Origin of the sequence: Knoellia flava TL1 (assembly GCF_000768675.1) — a bacterium.
Classification (GTDB): Bacteria; Actinomycetota; Actinomycetes; order Actinomycetales; family Dermatophilaceae; genus Knoellia; species Knoellia flava.
This window is the reverse complement of record NZ_AVPI01000047.1, coordinates 1-17,839: the sequence shown is the minus strand read 5'-3', so window position 1 is coordinate 17,839 and position 17,839 is coordinate 1. Positions and strand designations below refer to the sequence as shown.

Below are 17,839 nucleotides of genomic sequence, written 5' to 3'. Positions count from 1 at the left end.
GCCAGGGCGGGCGAGGAGCCGACGACGGCCGCGACCGCGAACGTCGCGGCCGTGGCGGCGAGCGCACCGCTGCGCATCCCGGCCTCCTCTCGACCCGCCCGCTTCGGGCGAAACGGGCCGCAAGGGACCTTACGCGACCACGCGGGAGCGGGAGGCCCGGGCGGTGTCGTAGTGCCCGACGAGCCGAGCGGTCAGCGCCTCCCACGATCGGCCGCGCACGGCGCGCTCGGCCTCGTCGCCGAGCCGCTCGCGCCAGCCCCGGTCACCGACGAGGGCGTCGACGTGGTCATGGAGCGAGCCCGGCCGGTCCGGGTCGAAGAGCAGCCCCCTGCGGCCGTGGTCGACGAGGTCGAGCGGCCCGCCGCGCGCCGGCGCCACCACGGGCAAACCCGTCGCCGCGGCCTCCTGGAGGGTCTGGCCGAACGTCTCGCGAGTGCCGGTGTGCACGAAGACGTCGAGGACGGCATACGCGCGTGCCAGGTCGTCTCCGGAGCGGCGGCCGAGGAAGACGGGGGAGCGGTTGGGGCGCCCCGGCATCGAGGCGACCGCCTCGGTGAGCCGGGCACCGACCAGCGCCCGGGCCGGGCCGTCGCCGACGACGACGAGGCGGGTCCCCGGGATCGTCGCGACCTCGGCGAGGCGCCACACCTCCTTCTCGGGGGCGAGGCGGCCGACGTAGCCGAGGAGCACCTCGCCGCCGGGGGCGAGGGCGCGACGGAGCTCCGCGGTGCGGGGATCGTCGCGCCACCGCCGCGAGAACTGGCCGGTGTCGACGCCCCGGGCCCACAGGTCGGTGCGTGGGATCCCGTGGCTGCGGAGCTCCTCGAGGGTGGGCAGCGACGGAGCGAGCGTCAGGTCGGCGTGCGCGTGCATCCTGCGGATCCAGCGCCACGCGGCACTCGCAGCGCCGGCGCCGAGCGGCCCGGGGCCGTGCTGGCGCAGGTAGCTCGGCATGTCCGTCTGGTAGATCGCGACGGCGGGCGTCCCACCACGGTCGGCGAGCTGGAGCGCTCGTGCGCCGAGGACGAAGGGCGACGCCGCGTGGACGACGTCCGGTGCGAACTCGTCGAGTGCCCGCCGCAGTGCCGGGGTCGGCACCCCGGTCGGGAACTGGCGCACCGTCACCGAGGGCAGCCCGCGGACGGCGACGCCCTCGAATGTCGCCGGCGCCGGTCCGGGGGCGAGGATCACCGCCTCGTGGCCGAGAGCGCGCAGCGACTGGGCCACCCGGCATACGCTCGTCGTCACGCCGTTGAGGGTCGGCAGGAAGGACTCGGTCACCATGGCGACTCGCACGGTCTCCACGCTCGCGTGTGCACGTGGCACCCCGGGAGAGTGCCGTGGGACACCGGGTGAGCAGTGCGTGAACGGTCAGGTCGAGGGCAGGGTGACGAGGTAGACCTCGCCGCTGCCCGTCACCCTCACGCCGGAGTCGCGCGCCGAGAGGTAGGCCGCGCGCACGGGTCCCAGCGTGAGTGACGACCCGGGGCCCTCGTCGGGGGTCGTGAGGATGACCTCGCCGTGCAGGCAGAAGACGATGCGCGGGGTGCCGTCGCCGGGGAGAAGGAGCCCGGCCGGGTCGTGGATCCGGCGCAGGGCGAAGCGGTCCGACGAGCTGGGGAAGCGGACCGTCGCGGGAAGGTCGGGGTCGGGCTCGGCCCGTCCGGCGTTGCCGTCCGCCTCGGGGTCGACGATCCGCAGGAGCTCGGGGACGTTCTTCTCCTTGCCGGTGAGCCCGGCGCGGACGACGTTGTCGGAGTTCGCGAGCACCTCGATGCCCAACCCGCTGACGTAGGAGTGCAGCACCCCGGCCGGCACGTCGATGAAGTCGCCCGGCTCGAGCACGCGGTGGTGCATGAGCAGGAGCACGGCGAGCCCGATGTCGTCGGGGTGGTCCTCGGCCACGCGGACGACGGCGGCGCAGTGGTGTCCCTCGGCGTCCGGGCTCGAGGACACGCGGACGCAGGCGGCGACGAGCTCGCGCACGAAGCCGGCGTGCTCGCCTTCGGGGATCGCGAGCACGGCGGCGAGCATGGCGTGAGCCGGGTCGGGAGCCGACGAGGTGTCCTCGACGAGGGCGGAGAACCGCGGCACGCCGAGCCGCTTGGCGAGCGCGGCCGTCTCCGCCGCGGTGCGCATGCCGACGAAGACGCGGAACGGTGAGATCGCGACGAGCATCTCGGGCTTGGCCCAGTCGTCGACGTAGGTCGCGTCGGCGTCGCCCGCCTCGCGGTCACGTCGGCGGACCTCGCTCGCCTGCTCCGCCGTGGGGTGCGCCTGGATCGAGATGGCGCGACCGGGAGCGAGCACCTTGAGCAGGAAGGGCAACCGCCCCTCGTATGCCGTGCAGCACTCCGCGCCCATCTCACCTTCGGGGTCCGCGCGGATGACGTCTGCGAGCGTGGTGGCGACGCCGTCGCGGGTGATGCCGCAGGGGCCGCTCTCGTGGGCGCCCATCCAGAGCTCGGACTCGGGCTCGGCGCTCGGGATCGGGCGTCCCTGGAGGCTCGCGATGGACACGTGGGAGCCCCACGCGTCGGTGAAGAGCACCGGCTCCAGCAGGTCCACCGCCCGCACCTCCCCATGTCTCGTCGTGGCCGCCGCGTCGGCGACCTGCCAGAGAATCCTAAGAGGGTGCCACGTGCTTGGTTAGCCTGACGCCATGTCTGACATTCCCGGCTTCTGGGCGGTCATCCCTGCGGGGGGCGCCGGCACGCGCCTGTGGCCCCTGTCCCGGGCAGGTCATCCCAAGTTCCTCCATGACCTCACCGGGTCGGGGAGGAGCCTGCTCCAGGAGACGCTCGACCGTGTCGAGCCGCTGGCGGCCGGGCGAGTCGTCGTCGTCACCGGGGCTGCCCACGCCGACGCCGTGCGCGAGCAGCTGCCGTCGCTCGGCGCGCAGTCGGTCGTCGCCGAACCCTCCCCGCGTGACTCGATGGCGGCGATCGGACTCGCCGCCGCGTTCGTCGAGGCCCGCGACCCCGAGGCGGTCATCGGCTCGTTCGCCGCCGACCACGTCATCCCCGACGCCGAGGCCTTCCGCTCGTGCGTCGCCGAGGCCGTCGAGGTGGCCCGCGACGGGCAGGTCGTCACCATCGGCATCGAGCCGACGCACCCGTCGACGGGCTTCGGCTACATCCAGATGGGCCGGGCGATCCCCGGTGCGCCGAGCGCCCGACGGGTGCGGCAGTTCGTCGAGAAGCCGGACGAGCGCCGGGCGACGGCCTACCTCTCCACGGGTGAGTTCCGGTGGAACGCAGGGATGTTCGTCGTCCGGGCCACCACGCTGCTCGACCTCCTGCACCGCTGGCACCCCGAGCTCGCCGGCGGCCTGCGCGCGATCGCCGCCGACCCGTCGCGGCTCGACGAGGTGTGGCCGACGCTCGAGAAGATCGCCATCGACCACGCCGTGGCCGAGCCCGCGGCCGACATCGGCGTCGTCGCCGTCGTGCCCGGGGACTTCGCGTGGGACGACATCGGCGACTTCGCCAGTCTGTCGGCCCTGCTGCCCGAGCCCGCTGCGGGGGAGGGTCCGCGGGTGCTCGGCGACGCGTCCCTCGTGCACTCTGTCGACTCGACCGGTCTGGTCTCGCCCCGAGGTGGACGCCCGGTCGCGGTCGTCGGCCTCGAGGACGTCGTCGTCATCGACTCCGGCGACGCCGTCCTCGTCACGAGGCTCGACCGGGCGCAGGACGTCAAGAAGGTCGTGGAGCGGCTCAAGGAGCAGGGCCGCACCGACCTCACCTGAGCGCAACCCCGGTCGCGCTGGAAGCGTGTGGTCGTGTCGCATGCGGGCAAGAAGTGCAGAGCGGCCCGACTTCTTGCCCAGACGCGCCACACGCACCCGCCGCGGCCGTGTCGCATCTGGGCAAGAAGTGGAGCAGGCACGACTTCTTGCCCAGACGCGCCATACGCACCCGCCGCTGCCGTGTCGCATCCGGGCAAGAAGTCGTGCAGGTGGGCGGGAGGTCAGGCGCTGTCGAGGTCGCGGCGGCGGTAGCCCCAGAGCCCGACGGCGACGAGCGCCGCCGCGACGACGAGCTCGACGAGCCCCGGGCCCGCTGCGAGGTCCTCCTCGGGCACCCCCGGCAGGTGCCAGAACGGTGACAGCCCGCTCACGACGTCGGGCAGGCGAAGGATCGCGCCGAGCATGACCTGGAGCCCGACGAACGCGACGACCGCCCACGCCACGAGCGCCAGGCGCGGCGCCAGCCCGACCGCGGCGACGGCGACGGCGGCGACGACGAGCGCGGCCGGGGCGTAGGTCACCTGCTCGCCGGCCATGGCGACCGCGTCGGACCACCCGCCACCGGCCAGCCCGCGACCGACGGCGAGGCCGACGCCGGCGAGGACGAGCACGGCGAGGGTGCCGCCCGTCGCCGTGACGACGGTGGCAGCCAGCCAGCGGACCCGCGGCGTCCCCGTCGCGAGGACGTTCTCGGACCGGCCCGCCTCCTCCTCGGAACGCATCCGCAGGACGCTCGACACGGCATACCCGGTCGAGGCGACGGCCATGAAGAGGAGGACGTAGCGGAGGAAGGCGTCGGTGACCGCGTCCTCGGCCACACCTCCGGCGCCGATGTAGTCGGCGATGTCGGGGTTGGACGCGAGCAGGTCCGGGACGGTCGAGAGGACCGCGCCGTAGACGAGGCCGAGCAGGAACATCCCGACGGACCAGCCGACGATCGTCCCGCGCTGGAGCCGCAGGGTGAGACCGAGGGGCGTGCCGAGCCGGCTGCTCGCGCGTGGGGCTCCCGGGCGGGGCTGCACGAGCCCGCTGCCGAGGTCGCGGTGGGCAGTGAGCCGGGCCGCGACGACGAGCAGCCCGGCGGTGGCCGCGACGAGGAACTGTGCCGGCCACCAGCGCTCGTCCCCGAAGGCGTTCATCGACTGGGCCCAGCCGAAGGGGGAGAGCCACACGAGCGCGTTGTCCTGCATGGCGCCGACGCCACGCACGAGGTAGCCGAGCGCCACGAGCGAGCCACCGATGCCGAGGGCACCGCGCGCGCTCCCCGAGACCTGCGCCGCCACCAGGGCCACGGCGGCGTAGCACGTGCCGAGCAGTGCCAGGCCGAGGCCGTAGGTCACGCTGCCCGTGGGGTCGAGGTCAGCGGCGAGCATCGTGCCGGTCGTCAGGGCGCCGATGACGAGTGCGGCGGCGACGGCGTAGCCGAGCCCGGCGAGGGTTGCCGCGTGCCGCCCGAGGACGGTCGAGCGCAGCAGCTCGGCGCGCCCCGACTCCTCCTCGGCGCGGGTGTGCCGCACGACGAGGAAGAGCACCATGAGGCACACGCCCAGCTGCGCCACCTGCGAGATCTCGTTGGCCGTGATCCCGCCGATGGTGTCGATCCCCGGCTGGCGACCTGACATGAGGTAGCTGACGGGGCTCGCGCCGACCGTGGCGGCGTAGCCCGCGACCTTCTCGGGGGTGTCGTAGACGGCCGGCACGGCGAGGGCGCTCCAGGCGATGGTGCCCCCAAGGCCGATGAGCCAGAGCGGCAGCCGGACCCGGTCGCGGCGGAGGACGAGCCGCACGAGGTGGCGGCTGCCGGTGAGGGCGCCGCTCACCGCGACCCGACCTCGGCCTTGTCGCGCGTCGTCTCCCCGTAGTGGCGCAGGAAGAGCTCCTCTAGCGTCGGCGGGTGGGCAGTGAGCGACCGGATGCCGAGGCGCGACAGGGCGGCCACGGCGCCGTCGAGGTGGTCGGAGTCGACGTCGAAGGCGATGCGCCCGTCGGACACCCGCGCCTCGTGGACCCCCGGCAGGTCGGCGAGGCCGGCGGGTGGCGACACCGTCTCGGCGGTGACCGTCGTCCGGGTGAGGTGACGGAGCTCGGCGAGCGTGCCCGACTCGACCGCGCGACCGCCCTTGATGATCGTCACGCGGTCGCTCAGCGCCTCGGCCTCGGCGAGGATGTGGCTGCTCAGCAGCACCGTCGCGCCCTCGGCCCTGGCCTCGTGGACGCACCGCCGGAACTCCTCCTCCATGAGCGGGTCGAGGCCGGACGTCGGCTCGTCGAGGAGGAGCAGGTCCACCCGTGAGGCGAAGGCGGCGACGACGGCGACCTTCTGCCGGTTGCCCTTGGAGTAGGTGCGCGCCTTCTTCGTCGGGTCGAGGTCGAAGCGCTCGAGCAGCTCGGCCCGTCGGCTCTCGTCGAGTCCTCCGCGCATCCGCCCGAGGAGGTCGACGACCTCGCCGCCGGTGAGGTTGGGCCACAGGCTGACGTCGCCGGGCACGTAGGCGATGCGCCGGTGCAGGTCGGCCGCCTCGGCCCACGGGTCGCCGCCGAGGACACGGACCTCGCCCGAGTCACGGCGCAGCAGGCCGAGGAGGATCCGGATGGTCGTCGACTTGCCGGCGCCGTTGGGGCCGAGGAAGCCGTGCACCTCGCCCCGCCCGACGGTGAGGTCGAGGCCGTCGAGGGCGACGGTCGGTCCGAAGGTCTTGCGCAGGTCCCGGATCTCGATGACGTTCTCCACGCCTTCGAGCGTACTCTTCTTTCACAATTGCGTGAATGCTCTAAAATCATCGTATGCCGTCCCGCCGCACTCCTGCCGCCGCCTCCACCGCGGTCGGTCACGACGCGTCGCATGCCGTCGTCGAGCGGCTGGGAGCCGCGCTCGCCACCGCCGGCTTCCCGCCCATGCCGGCCCGGGTCTTCGCCGCGCTCCTCGTCGACGAGGACGGACGGATGACCTCCGCCGAGATCACTGAGGAGCTCTCGGTCAGCCCGGCCGCCGTCTCCGGGGCCGTCCGCTACCTCACCCACGTCGGCCTCCTCCGGCGCGAGCGCGAGCGTGGTGGGCGCCGCGACGTCTTCGTCGTCCTCGACGACGCCTTCCACGGCGCGCTCACCAACACCGACCAGGTCTATGCCGGGTTGATCCGGGCGCTCGCCGACGGCGTCGACCACCTCGGTGCGGGGTCGCAGGCGGGCCGGCGCCTCCAGCTCTCCCGCGAGTTCCTCGAGTTCGTCACCGACGAGATGGGCGGCATCATCGACCGATGGGAGGCGCGCAAGGCAACGCGCTGAGGGGTGGCGCGGGCGCAAGTAGCATGGGTGTCCTCATGACTGACACCCTTTCCGCGCTCGGCGCCAGCGTCGCCTCCTCGCTGCCCGAGCTCCTCGAGATCCGCAGGGACCTGCACGCCCACCCCGAGCTTTCCCGCCAGGAGACCCGCACGACCGGCCTCGTCGCCGCCCGCCTCGAGCAGGCGGGCATCCGCGTCCGGAGGCTCTCGGGCACGGGACTCGTCGCCGACCTCGGAGCCGACCAGCCGGCATACCGGGTCGCCCTGCGCGCCGACATGGACGCGCTGCCCGTCCAGGAGAGCACGGGGCTGCCGTTCGCCTCGGTCACCGACGGCGTCACCCACGCCTGTGGGCACGACGTGCACGTCACCGCCCTCATCGGTGCGATGCTCGCCCTCAAGGAGCACGAGCAGGTGCTGCTCGAGCGGGGGACCGCGGTCCGCGCCGTCTTCCAGGCCGCCGAGGAGGTCATCCCCGGCGGCGCGCTCGAGGCCATCGCCGAGGGCGTCATGGAAGGTGTCGACGCGATCTTCGCGGTCCACTGCGACCCCTCCCTCGACGTCGGCCAGATCGGGCTGCGCGAAGGCCCGATCACGGCGGCGTGCGACCACATCCGCGTCCACCTCACCGGACGCGGCGGCCACACCTCGCGGCCCCAGCTCACCGAGGACCTCACCTACGCCCTCGCCAAGGTCGTCACCGACGTGCCCGCCGCCCTGTCACGCCGGCTCGACCCGCGTGCCGGCGCCGCCCTCGTGTGGGGCGTCGTCCGCTCGGGCACGGCGAGCAACGTCATCCCGAGCACGGGGGAGTGCAGCGGCACCCTGCGCATGCTCGACGCCAACGCCTGGCTGTCCGTCGGGCCGGTCCTCGACGAGATCGTCCAGGGCGTCGTCGCGCCCTACGGCGTCGAGGCCCGGCTCGAGCGGGTCAAGGGCGTCCCCCCGGTCGTCAACCAGGCCGACGCCATCGACGCGCTCCGGTTCGCGTGCCTCGGCACGGGTCTGCAGATCGCGCCGACGATCCAGTCGCTCGGCGGTGAGGACTACTCCTGGTACCTCGCCCACGCCCCCGGCGCGATGGCGCGACTCGGCACCCGCACGCCTGGCGGCCGGACCTACGACCTGCACCAGGGAGACGTCGTCGTCGACGAGGACGCGATCGGCTGCGGTGCCCGCCTCCTCGCCTCCGTCGTCGTCGCCCACACCGTCAAGGCCGGCGGGGACACCATCGACATCGAGACGGGTGCTCATGAGTGACATCGACTGGGACGCGTTGCGCGAGAGGGCCATCGAGATGACGACGCGCGCCTACGCGCCGTACTCGAACTACCGCGTCGGCGTCGCCGGCCTCACCGACGACGGCCGCGTCGTCGCCGGCTGCAACGTCGAGAACGCCGCCTACGGCGTGACGCTCTGCGCCGAGTGCGGCATGGTCTCCGAGCTGCACGCCACGGGCGGGGGCCGGCTCGTCGCGGTGTGGTGCGTCGACGGCCGTGGTGAGGCGCTCATGCCGTGCGGTCGCTGCCGCCAGCTGCTCTGGGAGAACGGTGGGGCCGAGTGCCTCCTCATGACCCCCGAGGGCGTGCAGACGATGGAGCAGGTGCTGCCCCAGGCGTTCGGTCCGGACAACCTCGCCCAGCGTCCCTGAGCCCGGCCGCAGGCCGGTCGGCGCCCTTCGGACGGGTGACATGATGACGCCATGAGCGAGAGCCACGACGCCGTCGACGTCATCACCACCAAGCGCGACAAGCGAGAGCTGAGCGACGACCAGATCCGGTGGGTCATCGACGCCTACACCCGGGGGGTCGTCGCGGACGAGCAGATGAGCGCCCTCGCGATGGCCGTCCTGCTCAACGGCATGAACCGGCGTGAGATCGCGACGTGGACCTCGGCGATGATCGCCAGCGGTGAGCGCATGGACTTCTCCTCGCTCTCGCGCCCGACCGCCGACAAGCACTCGACCGGCGGTGTCGGCGACAAGATCACCCTCCCGCTCGCGCCGCTCGTCGCCGTCTTCGACGTCGCCGTGCCCCAGCTGTCGGGGCGGGGCCTCGGGCACACCGGCGGCACGCTCGACAAGCTCGAGTCCGTCCCCGGCTGGCGCGCCGACCTCACCAACGAGGCGATGCTCGCCCAGCTCGACGACGTCGGCGCCGTCATCTGCGCCGCCGGCTCGGGCCTCGCCCCCGCCGACAAGAAGCTCTATGCCCTGCGCGACGTCACCGGCACGGTCGAGGCGATCCCGCTCATCGCGAGCTCGATCATGAGCAAGAAGATCGCCGAGGGCACCGGCGCGCTCGTCCTCGACGTCAAGGTCGGCTCCGGCGCGTTCATGAAGAACCGCGAGGACGCCACCGAGCTGGCCCGCACGATGGTCGAGCTCGGCACCGACGCAGGCGTCCGGACCGTCGCGCTGCTCACCAACATGCAGACGCCGCTCGGCCTCACCGCCGGCAACGCCCTCGAGGTGCGCGAGTCGGTCGAGGTGCTCGCCGGCGGCGGTCCGGAGGACGTCGTCGAGCTCACCGTCGCCCTCGCGCAGGAGATGCTCGACGCCGCCGGTCGTGGCGGTGAGGACGTGGGTTCCGCGCTCAAGGACGGGCGCGCGATGGACGCGTGGCGCCGGATGATCGCGGCCCAGGGAGGCGACCCCGACGCAGAGCTGCCGACGGCACGGCATACGGAGGAGGTCCTCGCACCGGCGGACGGTGTCCTCACCGAGCTCGACGCCTACGCCGTGGGCGTCGCCGCGTGGCGCCTCGGCGCCGGCCGCGCCCGCAAGGAGGACCCGGTGCAGGCCGGCGCCGGCATCGAGCTGCACGCCAAGCCGGGTGCGGTCGTTCGTGGTGGCGAGCGGCTCATGACGCTTCACACCGATACCCCGGAGAAGTTCGAGCGGGCCAAGGAGGCGCTCGAGGGCGGCTTCACCATCGCCCCCGAGGGCTCGCGCCCCGACCTCCTGCCGCTCGTCATCGACCGGATCTCCTGACGCGCGGTCGCGCTCAGGCGCGGCTCGCGCGGACCTACGCGCGGCTCGCGCGAGCCGCCTCGGCTCGTATGCCGTCCGCGGCCGATGCCGCGAACTCCGTCACCTGCTTGACGACCGTCGGGTCCCACAGGAGCCGGCGGTGGCCGAGCCCACGGGTGACGACGAGGCGTGAGTCGTGCCAGGCGTTCGAGACGTCGAGCGCACCGTCGAAGGGCGCCTTCGGGTCGTCCTCGTCGTGGACGAGGAGCAGCCGGGGGAGTCGTGGGTGGGCCGAGGCGAGTGAGAGCAGGTCGAACTCGCCCATCCGGCGCCCGATCCGGCGCTCGACGAGGGTGCGCATCACCGCGGTCGAGCGCGGCCCGATGCCGAGCGCGCGCACGAAGGTCGAGACCATCGCGTCGATCGTCGCCGGGACCGCGACGAAGACGAGGGCCTCCGGGTGGGGGAGCGGCGGGTGGCCCTGCGCGGGCTCGTCGAGGTCGGCCATCGCGACCATCGTCGCGAGGGCTCCGGCCGAGTGGGCGACGACGACGGTCGGTCGCCCGAACTCGCGCTCGACGGCACCGAGCGCAGCAGCCATCTCGAGGAAGGTCGTCGTCCGGCGGCCGCCGCGACCCCGGTCCGACCCGCCGTGTCCCGGGGCGTCGAAGGCGACGACGCAGAGCCCCTCGTCGACGAGCGGCTGGACGAGGGCGCCGAGCTGCTGCCACCAGCCGCCCCAGCCGTGGACGAGGTAGGCCGTCGGTCGGCCCCAGTCGCCGTAGACGCGACCGCGGACGGTGCCGTGCTCGCCGACCCTCACCTCGAAGGGCTCGCCGCAGGCGGGAGTGCGCCGGGCGCGGGTGGCCGCCGACGGGCGGGCGGGCAGGCGGAACCACAGCCGGTTGGCGAGGCGGCCGCCGAGGGCGGGGGACCGGTGCTCGAGGGTGGCGAGGGCCGTGAAAAGAAGATGAACGTTCGTGCTTTTCTGAGGTGACACGTCGGGCTCCTGCGAAGGTGGTGCGGGTGTGGTCGTCCCGGTCAGGCCGGGGCGGGAGTGCCGGCGCCGGGGGAGGCGGCGGCGACGAGCCGGTCGAGCGCGGTGTGGGCGCGCTCGCGGGCGGCGGGGTCGCGCAGCAGGCGGCTGGCGACGTGGTGGCCGAGCATGAGGCCGTAGAGCTCGTGGGCGAACTGGAGGGTGTCGAGGTCCTCGCGCAGCTGGCCCTCGCGGACAGCGCCGCGGATCACGGTCTCGAGCGAGTCGAACCACTGCTGCTGCTGGGCGACGAGGCGGTCACGGACGGGGCCGTCGGGTTCGTCGTCGAACTCCATCGTCGCGGAGATGAAGATGCACCCGCCGGGCATCGCCCAGTCGGCGTAGCCGTCCCATCCGAGCCAGAGGTCGACGAGGGCGCGCAGCCGCTCGAGGCCGCGCGGCTCCTTGAGGGCGGGCTGGATGACGGTGCGCGTGAAGAGGTCGGCGGCGTGGTCGAGGACGTCGACCTGGAGCTGCTCCTTGGAGCGGAAGTGGGCGAAGAGGCCGCTCTTCGACATCGACAGGGAGTCGGCGAGGGTGCCGATGGTGATGTTCTTGAGGCCCACGTGGCTCGCCTGCGCGAGCGCCTCGCGCAGCGCCGTGTCCCGCGTCTGCAGCCCCTTCGACATGCGACCATAAAAGCACGGTCGTTCGATTCTGACAAGGGACGTGCGGCGAACGGCTAGGGTGAGCGCGTGCCGGCCTCAGCAGACCTCGTCAAGCGCGCTCCCAAGGCGCTCCTCCACGACCACCTCGACGGCGGCCTGCGGCCGCAGACGATCCTGGAGCTCGCTGGCGAGTCCGGCTACGACGCGCTTCCGGCGGACGACGCCGAGTCGCTGGGCGCGTGGTTCCGCGACAGCGCCGACTCGGGCTCGCTCGTGCGCTACCTCGAGACGTTCAGCCACACCGTCGCCGTGATGCAGACCCCCGACCAGCTGCGCCGTGTCGCCCGCGAGTGCGCGCTCGACCTCGCCGCCGACGGTGTCGTCTATGCCGAGTCCCGCTTCGCACCGGAGCTGCACGTCGAGGGTGGGCTCGACCTGCCCGAGGTCGTCGAGGCCGTCCTCGCCGGTCTGCGGGAGGGTGAGGAGGAGGCCGCGGCCGCCGGGACGCCGATCCGGATGGTCTCGCTGCTCACCGCCATGCGCCACGCCGCCAAGAGCGACGAGATCGCCGCGCTCGCCGTGCGCTACCGCGACCAGGGCGTCGGCGGGTTCGACATCGCCGGCGCCGAGGCGGGCTTCCCGCCGAGCCGGCACCTGTCCGCGTTCGAGTACCTCCGCCGCGAGAACGCCCACTTCACGATCCACGCCGGCGAGGCCTTCGGGCTCCCGAGCATCTGGGAGGCGATCCAGTGGTGCGGCGCCGACCGGCTCGGCCACGGTGTCCGCATCGTCGACGACATCACGAGCGAGGGTGGCACGCACACACTCGGCCGCCTCGCGGCATACGTGCGCGACTGCCGCATCCCGCTCGAGATGTGCCCGACCTCCAACCTCCAGACGGGCGCGGCCGAGTCGATCGCCGAGCACCCGATCACGATGCTCAAGGACCTGCGCTTCCGGGTGACCGTCAACACCGACAACCGGCTCATGTCGGGCACGTCGATGTCGCGCGAGATGCAGCTCCTCGTCGACGACGCCGGGTGGACCCTCGACGACCTGCGCTGGGCGACGATCAACGCGATGAAGTCGGCGTTCATCCCCTTCGACGAGCGGCTCGCGATCATCGAGCGCGTCGTCAAGCCGGGGTATGCCGCCCTGTCCGCTGCGACCTGACCCGCCCCACCCGCCCCGACTTCCCCGCCCGAAGTGGGTTGCTCGGACCTCACACGGGTTCCTTGGTGCTGCGGAGTCCGAGGTTCCCACCGGGAGTGCGCGTCACTGCCGCGTATGCCGTGTCGTCCGCCGCGACCTGAGGCTCACCGTCGGCGGTCGGTCACCCCAGGGGGTCGGGCGGGAGCAGGCGACGGGCCCGGTCGGACTCGGCGCCGAGCCGGTCGAGGTCGCGGCGACGGCGCTCGGCGAGGACGGCCCGCAGCACCCACTCGGGGTGGATGCCGGCCGGCGGCGGGGGCGACACGTGGCGCAGCACCTGCGCGGCGAGGTCGTGGCCGAGGTGGGCACGGGCCTGTGGCGTGAGCCCGCCGGTGCGGGTGAGGAACTGCCTCACGCCGATCGAGAGCGAGGCCGGCATGGGACCGAGGTCGGTGCCGCGGACCCAGTGCTCGAGGGCCGGCGGCGCCTCCGGGGGAGCGGTGACCTGGAGCTTGTGGCGCAGCGACATCGCATAGGTCCCGGCGGCCATGTCACCCAGCCGCTTGGCGCGCGGGTGGACGACCGCGGCGACGACGGCCGGCGCGCCCTGGAGGAGATAGAACTCGACGAAGCCCACAAGGTGGCGGATCACGCTGTGCCGCACCGTGATCGGGCCCCCGTCGTCACGCACGACGCAGAGACCCAGTGCGTACTTGCCCGGGCTGCGGCCCTTCGTCAGGACCTCGAAGAGCACGGGCAGGATCACCGTGACTCCGACGAGAAGCACGATGACGGCGGCCTGTCCGACCGCGTCCGACATCGAGCCGACGAGCATGCCGACGACGAAGACGCCGCCGACGGCGAGGGCGAAGGTGATGAGGAGGTCGATGAGGCGCGCGGCCACGCGGCTCACGACGCTCGCGACGGGGACCTCGACGCTCACCCCCTCGCCGGTGACGACGTCGTCGCCGGCATAGGTGCGGTAGCCCCCGTCGATGCTCATGGACCGAGGCTAGCGTCGAGCTCGGCGACATAGAGTGGCGCCGTGGACCTCGACGCCTTCATCGCCACCCACGTGGGCCAGTGGCGTCGTCTCGAGGACCTCGTCGGTCGACGCCGGCTCACCGGTGCCGAGTCGGACGAGCTGCTCGACCTCTACCAGCGCGTGTCGACCCACCTCTCGCTCGTGCGCTCGGCGAGCCCGGACCCCTCGCTCGTCAGCTACCTGTCCGCCGTCCTCGCCCGGGCTCGGCACACGGCGACGGGATCGCGCGCCACGACGTGGCGGGACGGGGCCCGCTTCTTCACCGAGACCTTCCCGGCCGCGCTCTACCGCACCCGGGCCTGGTGGCTCGCGACGACGTTCGGCAGCGTGCTGCTCGCCCTCGTCGTCGGCGCGTGGGCGGTGCGTCACCCCGAGGTCTTCACCCAGCAGATGACGCGGGCCGAGATCGACGCCTATGTCGGCACCGACTTCGAGAACTACTACTCCGAGTACCCGCACCACGAGTTCGCCACCCTCGTCTGGACCAACAACGCCTGGGTGGCCGCGCAGTGCATCGCGCTCGGCGTGCTCGGCCTGCCGGTGCTCTGGGTGCTCGCCCAGAACGTCGTCAACGTCGGTCTGGCCGGTGCGCTCATGGTGAGCCACGACCGCGGGTCGCTCTTCTTCGGGCTCATCCTCCCGCACGGCCTGCTCGAGCTCACCGCGATCTTCGTCGCGGCGGCCGTCGGGCTGCGGCTCTTCTGGTCGTGGATCGAGCCCGGAGCGCGCAGCCGGCTCGACTCGCTCGCGGCCGAGGGCCGCACCGCCGCCGCGGTCGCGCTCGGCCTCGTCGCCGTCCTCTTCGTCAGCGGTGGCATCGAGGGGTTCGTCACCCCGTCGGGCCTGCCGACGTGGGCGCGCATCCTCATCGGCGTCGTGGCCGAGTCTGTCTTCCTCGTCTACGTCCTCGTCATCGGCCGGCGCGCCGCCCGTCGCGGCGTCACCGGGGACGTCGACGAGAGCCAGCAGGCCGCCACCGCGCCCACCGCCGCCTGACCGCTCAGCCTTCGCGCAACGTCAGTGGCCACGGCTGCAAGGACGACCCTTCACGCTGACGTCGTGGGGTTCCAGCCGCGGGCTCGGAGTGCGCGCGCGAGCGCCTCGAAGAGGGGCTCAGGATCGCATCGGAGCGTGAGCACCGACATCGGGAACACGACGTCGCCCTGCAGCTGCAGATCAGCGATGCGAATCTCGTCGCGCATGGCGATGTCCAGCGCGTGGTGGCCCGCGCCATTGATCTCGACGACGACGCCGTACTCCTCCCAGCGTGCGTCGAGGACGGCGCGACCGCCTGCCAGCTGTCTTCTCACCTGTCGCGTCGGCTCCGGCAGCCCGCGTCGTCGGCATGCCGACGCGAAATCCAGCTCGTTGAGCGACTCGGCTCCGAGCGCGATGTCGCGTATGCCGGCCTGCAGCGCCTTGCGGAACCGGTGCCTCTTGACCCGCGACAGTTCGACCGCAACGTCCTCGGCACGGACCAGTCGCTGCTGGACCGGCATCACCAGGCACAGCATGGCCTGACGCAGCGACACGGCCCAAAGCGCGGCCTGCACCGTGGCGACGGCCGGCGTGGACCGTGGCACTCCACAGTCGACCGCGTCGTCACGACCCCATCTGCGAGTCTCGTGCAGCGCGACGCCGAGGGCCGAGCCCTTCTCGTCTCCTCGGCGGACCCAGACGTGGATGCGCGGTTCGTCATAGCCGACGAGCCCGGCCGCCTGCAGCGCAGTGATGCCACCGAGTCGTGCGCTCGGACCAACGCGGAGAAGGGCCTCTCGCCACATGGCCTCCCGGGCGCTGACCTCGTCTGCAGCCCGGGGCGATCCGAGCACGATGCCTTTGCGGCGGACGGCGCGCCATCGACCCGACGTCACCATGGCTCGTCGGTGCCCGCGGGTCACCCCGGCTTCTCGGAGCACGTCGAACGGCAGGACGCCGCGACGCTCCTCGTCCTGGATCGTGAGGTCGGGGCGGGCTGATCGCGCTGGCATGACGCCGAGCCTGCGCTCCGGGCTGGCCCAGCGAGACCCCTCCTTGGGAGGCTGTGGACGGGCGTGGCGCACGCGTTCGCCTGTGGACAGTGGACGGCATAGCGACAACGTCAGCGTCAACGGCTGCTGGAGCGACCCTTCGCACTGACGTTGCCAAGGCGCGCGCCACAACGTCAGCGTCAACGGCTGCTGGAGCGGCCCTTCACGCTGACGTTGCCAAGGTGCGTGCGGCGGTGGCGAGGGGTCAGAGTAGGCCCTGGCGCTTGAGCGCCAGGTAGTGGTCGACGAGGGCCAGCGGCAGCCGCGAGGGCACCTCGTCGAGGACCTCGACACCGAGCGAGCGGAACGCCCCGGCGGTTCGCTCGCGCAGCGAGACGGTGCGCTCGGCCGCTGCCGCGGCATACACCTCCGTGGCGGATCCGCGACCACGGCGCATCCGGTCGACGGCGGGGTCGGCGACCGAGGCGACGACGACCCGGTGCCGCGCCGCGAGGGCGGGCAGCACGGGCAGCAGGCCCTCCTCGAGGGCCGACGACTCGAGCGGCGTGACGAGGACGACGAGGGCCCGCTGCGTCCCGACCCGCGCGACCTCGGAGGCGAGCAGCCGCCAGTCGGCCTCGACGAGCCGGGCGTCGACGGGGGCGAGCTCGGAGATGGCGTCGTGGAGGACGCCGACGCGGTCGTGCCCGGAGACGTGTGCGCGCACCTCGCGGTCGCCGGCGATGACGTGGACGCGGTCGCGCGCGTGACCGGCGATGGCCGTGAGGAAGAGCGCGGCGTCCATGCCGGAGTCGAGGCGCGGCGCGTCGTCGATCCGTCCGGCGCTCGTGCGCGAGGTGTCGAGGACGATGACGATGCGCCGGTGCTGCTCCGGCTGCCAGGTCCGCACGACGAGGTCGCGGCGCCGCGCGGTCGCCCGCCAGTCGATCGAGCGCACGTCGTCGCCCTCGACGTAGTCGCGCAGCGAGTCGAACTCGGTGCCCTGACCTCGGGTGCGCATGGCCGCCCGCCCGTCGAGCTGGCGCAGCACGGCCAGCCGGCTCGGGATGTGCCTGCGCGACGGGAACTCGTGGAGGACCCGCAGGCTGCCCGGCAGCTCGACCGACGCCTGCCGGGCCGCGACGCCGAGGGGGCCGCGCAGCCTCAGGGTGACCCGGTCTGCGACCCGGTCGCCGCGTCGGGTCGGCGTGAGGAGCGTCGTGAGCCGCGTGCGCTCCCCGCCGGGAAGCCGGAGCGTATGCCGTGTGCTCCCGGCTCCGGCCGACGGCGGCCACGCGTCGCGCAGTAGTCCGCGGACGACGCGCGTGCCCGGGTTCGTCACGAGGACGAACGTCCGCACGCTGTCACCGAGGCGCACCGACGTCGGCAGCTCCCGCTCGAGGTGCAGCGACCCCGGCCGTGGCGCCAGCAGCACGTCCACGGTGACGACCACCGCGCAGAGCAGCAGCCACAGCCACACGGTCGACGCGGCGGGCTGGAGCACCACCGGGACGATGCCGAGGAGGACGAGCCACAGGGCTCTCGGGGTCAGGGCCATGACGTGGGGTCGGGCCTCAGCGGGGGACGGGGACGGCGCCGAGCGCGCTGTCGAGGACCGCGGAGACGTCGACGCCCTCGAGCTCGGCCTCGGGACGCAGGGCGAGCCGGTGGGCGAGGGTCGCGTGGGCGAGGGACTTGACGTCGTCGGGGGTGACGAAGCCGCGGCCGTTGAGCCATGCCCAGGCTCGCGCGGTCGACATGAGCGCGGTCGCCCCGCGCGGGCTGACACCGAGCGAGAGCGACGGCGAGGTCCGGGTGGCGCGGGCGATGTCGACGACGTAGGCCGCGACGTCGTCGCCGACCTCGACCTGGCGCACCGCCCGGGCGCCGGCCTCGAGGTCCGCGCCCGAGGCCACGGGGCGCAGCCCGGCCGCGGCGAGGTCGCGCGGGTCGAAGCCCTCGGCGTGGCGGCGCAGCACGGCCACCTCGTCGGCGCGCGGTGGCAGCGGCAGGGTGACCTTGAGC

17 protein-coding genes are annotated in these 17,839 nt (G+C 73.3%); 7 read left to right on the top strand and 10 right to left on the bottom strand.

The window, feature by feature from the left end; genetic code table 11:
* Window positions 1-129: 129 nt before the first annotated feature.
* Together N798_RS13670 and manA are read right to left on the bottom strand one after the other, a co-directional pair.
* Window positions 130-1,296, bottom strand: coding sequence for a glycosyltransferase family 4 protein (locus tag N798_RS13670; protein ID WP_035949361.1), 1,167 nt, complete (start codon window positions 1,294-1,296; stop codon window positions 130-132).
* 75 nt (window positions 1,297-1,371) lie between these two features.
* Window positions 1,372-2,568, bottom strand: coding sequence for a mannose-6-phosphate isomerase, class I (gene manA / locus N798_RS13665; protein WP_035949346.1), 1,197 nt, complete (start codon window positions 2,566-2,568; stop codon window positions 1,372-1,374).
* 94 nt (window positions 2,569-2,662) lie between these two features.
* Between manA and N798_RS13660 the strand changes: the two genes are divergently transcribed.
* Entirely contained in the window at window positions 2,663-3,748 is a 1,086-nt protein-coding gene (locus tag N798_RS13660; RefSeq protein ID WP_035949343.1) for a mannose-1-phosphate guanylyltransferase, read from the top strand.
* 221 nt (window positions 3,749-3,969) lie between these two features.
* Here the strand turns inward: N798_RS13660 and N798_RS13655 are convergent, their stop codons facing one another.
* A complete protein-coding gene (locus N798_RS13655) occupies window positions 3,970-5,568 on the bottom strand; it encodes an ABC transporter permease (protein ID WP_035949342.1) in 1,599 nt (532 codons plus the stop codon).
* Window positions 5,565-6,479 (bottom strand): ABC transporter ATP-binding protein, encoded by a 915-nt coding sequence (locus N798_RS13650; protein WP_035949340.1) that lies wholly within the window; start codon window positions 6,477-6,479, stop codon window positions 5,565-5,567. The genes N798_RS13655 and N798_RS13650 overlap by 4 nt, the downstream gene beginning before the upstream one ends.
* Window positions 6,480-6,532: 53 nt before the next feature.
* Here N798_RS13650 and N798_RS13645 point away from each other — a divergent pair, with 53 nt between their 5' ends.
* From N798_RS13645 to N798_RS13630, 4 genes are read left to right on the top strand one after another with little or no spacing between them, the layout of a single operon-like run.
* Window positions 6,533-7,033 carry a GbsR/MarR family transcriptional regulator gene (locus tag N798_RS13645; RefSeq protein WP_084100708.1) on the top strand — a complete coding sequence of 167 codons (501 nt, stop codon included), beginning with the start codon at window positions 6,533-6,535 and terminating at the stop codon, window positions 7,031-7,033.
* Window positions 7,034-7,068: 35 nt separating this feature from the next.
* Window positions 7,069-8,292 (top strand): amidohydrolase, encoded by a 1,224-nt coding sequence (locus tag N798_RS13640; RefSeq protein WP_035949356.1) that lies wholly within the window; start codon window positions 7,069-7,071, stop codon window positions 8,290-8,292.
* Complete coding sequence (locus tag N798_RS13635) at window positions 8,285-8,683, top strand: cytidine deaminase (protein WP_035949354.1); 399 nt, start codon at window positions 8,285-8,287, stop codon at window positions 8,681-8,683. Before N798_RS13640 ends, N798_RS13635 begins: the two co-directional genes overlap by 8 nt.
* A gap of 51 nt (window positions 8,684-8,734) precedes the next feature.
* Entirely contained in the window at window positions 8,735-10,024 is a 1,290-nt protein-coding gene (locus tag N798_RS13630; protein ID WP_035949338.1) for a thymidine phosphorylase, read from the top strand.
* Window positions 10,025-10,058: 34 nt separating this feature from the next.
* On the opposite strand, the gene N798_RS13625 is transcribed toward N798_RS13630, so the two are convergent.
* Both N798_RS13625 and N798_RS13620 read right to left on the bottom strand, forming a co-directional pair.
* A complete protein-coding gene (locus N798_RS13625) occupies window positions 10,059-11,003 on the bottom strand; it encodes an alpha/beta hydrolase (protein WP_052117357.1) in 945 nt (314 codons plus the stop codon).
* A 41-nt stretch (window positions 11,004-11,044) separates the two neighbouring features.
* Window positions 11,045-11,668, bottom strand: a complete 624-nt coding sequence (locus tag N798_RS13620) for a TetR/AcrR family transcriptional regulator (protein ID WP_035949336.1) — start codon at window positions 11,666-11,668, stop codon at window positions 11,045-11,047.
* Window positions 11,669-11,734: 66 nt separating this feature from the next.
* On the opposite strand from N798_RS13620, the gene N798_RS13615 reads away from it, so the two are divergent.
* Window positions 11,735-12,820 (top strand): adenosine deaminase, encoded by a 1,086-nt coding sequence (locus N798_RS13615; RefSeq protein ID WP_035949334.1) that lies wholly within the window; start codon window positions 11,735-11,737, stop codon window positions 12,818-12,820.
* Between the two features lie 160 nt (window positions 12,821-12,980).
* Here N798_RS13615 and N798_RS13610 read toward each other — a convergent pair whose 3' ends face one another.
* The gene (locus tag N798_RS13610; protein ID WP_052117356.1) at window positions 12,981-13,802 is read right to left on the bottom strand and encodes an RDD family protein; all 822 of its coding nucleotides are present in this window, start codon (window positions 13,800-13,802) and stop codon (window positions 12,981-12,983) included.
* 42 nt (window positions 13,803-13,844) lie between these two features.
* Here N798_RS13610 and N798_RS13605 point away from each other — a divergent pair, with 42 nt between their 5' ends.
* Complete coding sequence (locus N798_RS13605; protein ID WP_035949331.1) at window positions 13,845-14,840, top strand: stage II sporulation protein M; 996 nt, start codon at window positions 13,845-13,847, stop codon at window positions 14,838-14,840.
* A 50-nt stretch (window positions 14,841-14,890) separates the two neighbouring features.
* On the opposite strand, the gene N798_RS13600 is transcribed toward N798_RS13605, so the two are convergent.
* From N798_RS13600 to N798_RS13590, 3 genes are all read right to left on the bottom strand, one after another.
* Window positions 14,891-15,745 (bottom strand): hypothetical protein, encoded by an 855-nt coding sequence (locus N798_RS13600; RefSeq protein ID WP_156971744.1) that lies wholly within the window; start codon window positions 15,743-15,745, stop codon window positions 14,891-14,893.
* A 334-nt stretch (window positions 15,746-16,079) separates the two neighbouring features.
* On the bottom strand, window positions 16,080-17,372 hold the full coding sequence (locus N798_RS13595; protein ID WP_035949329.1) for a DUF58 domain-containing protein: 1,293 nt from the start codon (window positions 17,370-17,372) through the stop codon (window positions 16,080-16,082).
* Window positions 17,373-17,388: 16 nt separating this feature from the next.
* The coding region (locus N798_RS13590; protein ID WP_035949327.1) for an AAA family ATPase at window positions 17,389-17,839 on the bottom strand (451 nt) is incomplete at its 5' end.

Bases quoted from the DNA above. Each gene is read 5' to 3' on its own strand.
- N798_RS13660 (WP_035949343.1), top strand. From the start codon at position 2,663: ATGTCTGACATTCCCGGCTTCTGGGCGGTCATCCCTGCGGGGGGCGCC.
- N798_RS13645 (WP_084100708.1), top strand. From the start codon at position 6,533: ATGCCGTCCCGCCGCACTCCTGCCGCCGCCTCCACCGCGGTCGGTCAC.
- N798_RS13640 (WP_035949356.1), top strand. From the start codon at position 7,069: ATGACTGACACCCTTTCCGCGCTCGGCGCCAGCGTCGCCTCCTCGCTG.
- N798_RS13635 (WP_035949354.1), top strand. From the start codon at position 8,285: ATGAGTGACATCGACTGGGACGCGTTGCGCGAGAGGGCCATCGAGATG.
- N798_RS13630 (WP_035949338.1), top strand. From the start codon at position 8,735: ATGAGCGAGAGCCACGACGCCGTCGACGTCATCACCACCAAGCGCGAC.
- N798_RS13620 (WP_035949336.1), bottom strand. From the start codon at position 11,668: ATGTCGAAGGGGCTGCAGACGCGGGACACGGCGCTGCGCGAGGCGCTC.
- N798_RS13610 (WP_052117356.1), bottom strand. From the start codon at position 13,802: ATGAGCATCGACGGGGGCTACCGCACCTATGCCGGCGACGACGTCGTC.
- N798_RS13595 (WP_035949329.1), bottom strand. From the start codon at position 17,372: ATGGCCCTGACCCCGAGAGCCCTGTGGCTCGTCCTCCTCGGCATCGTC.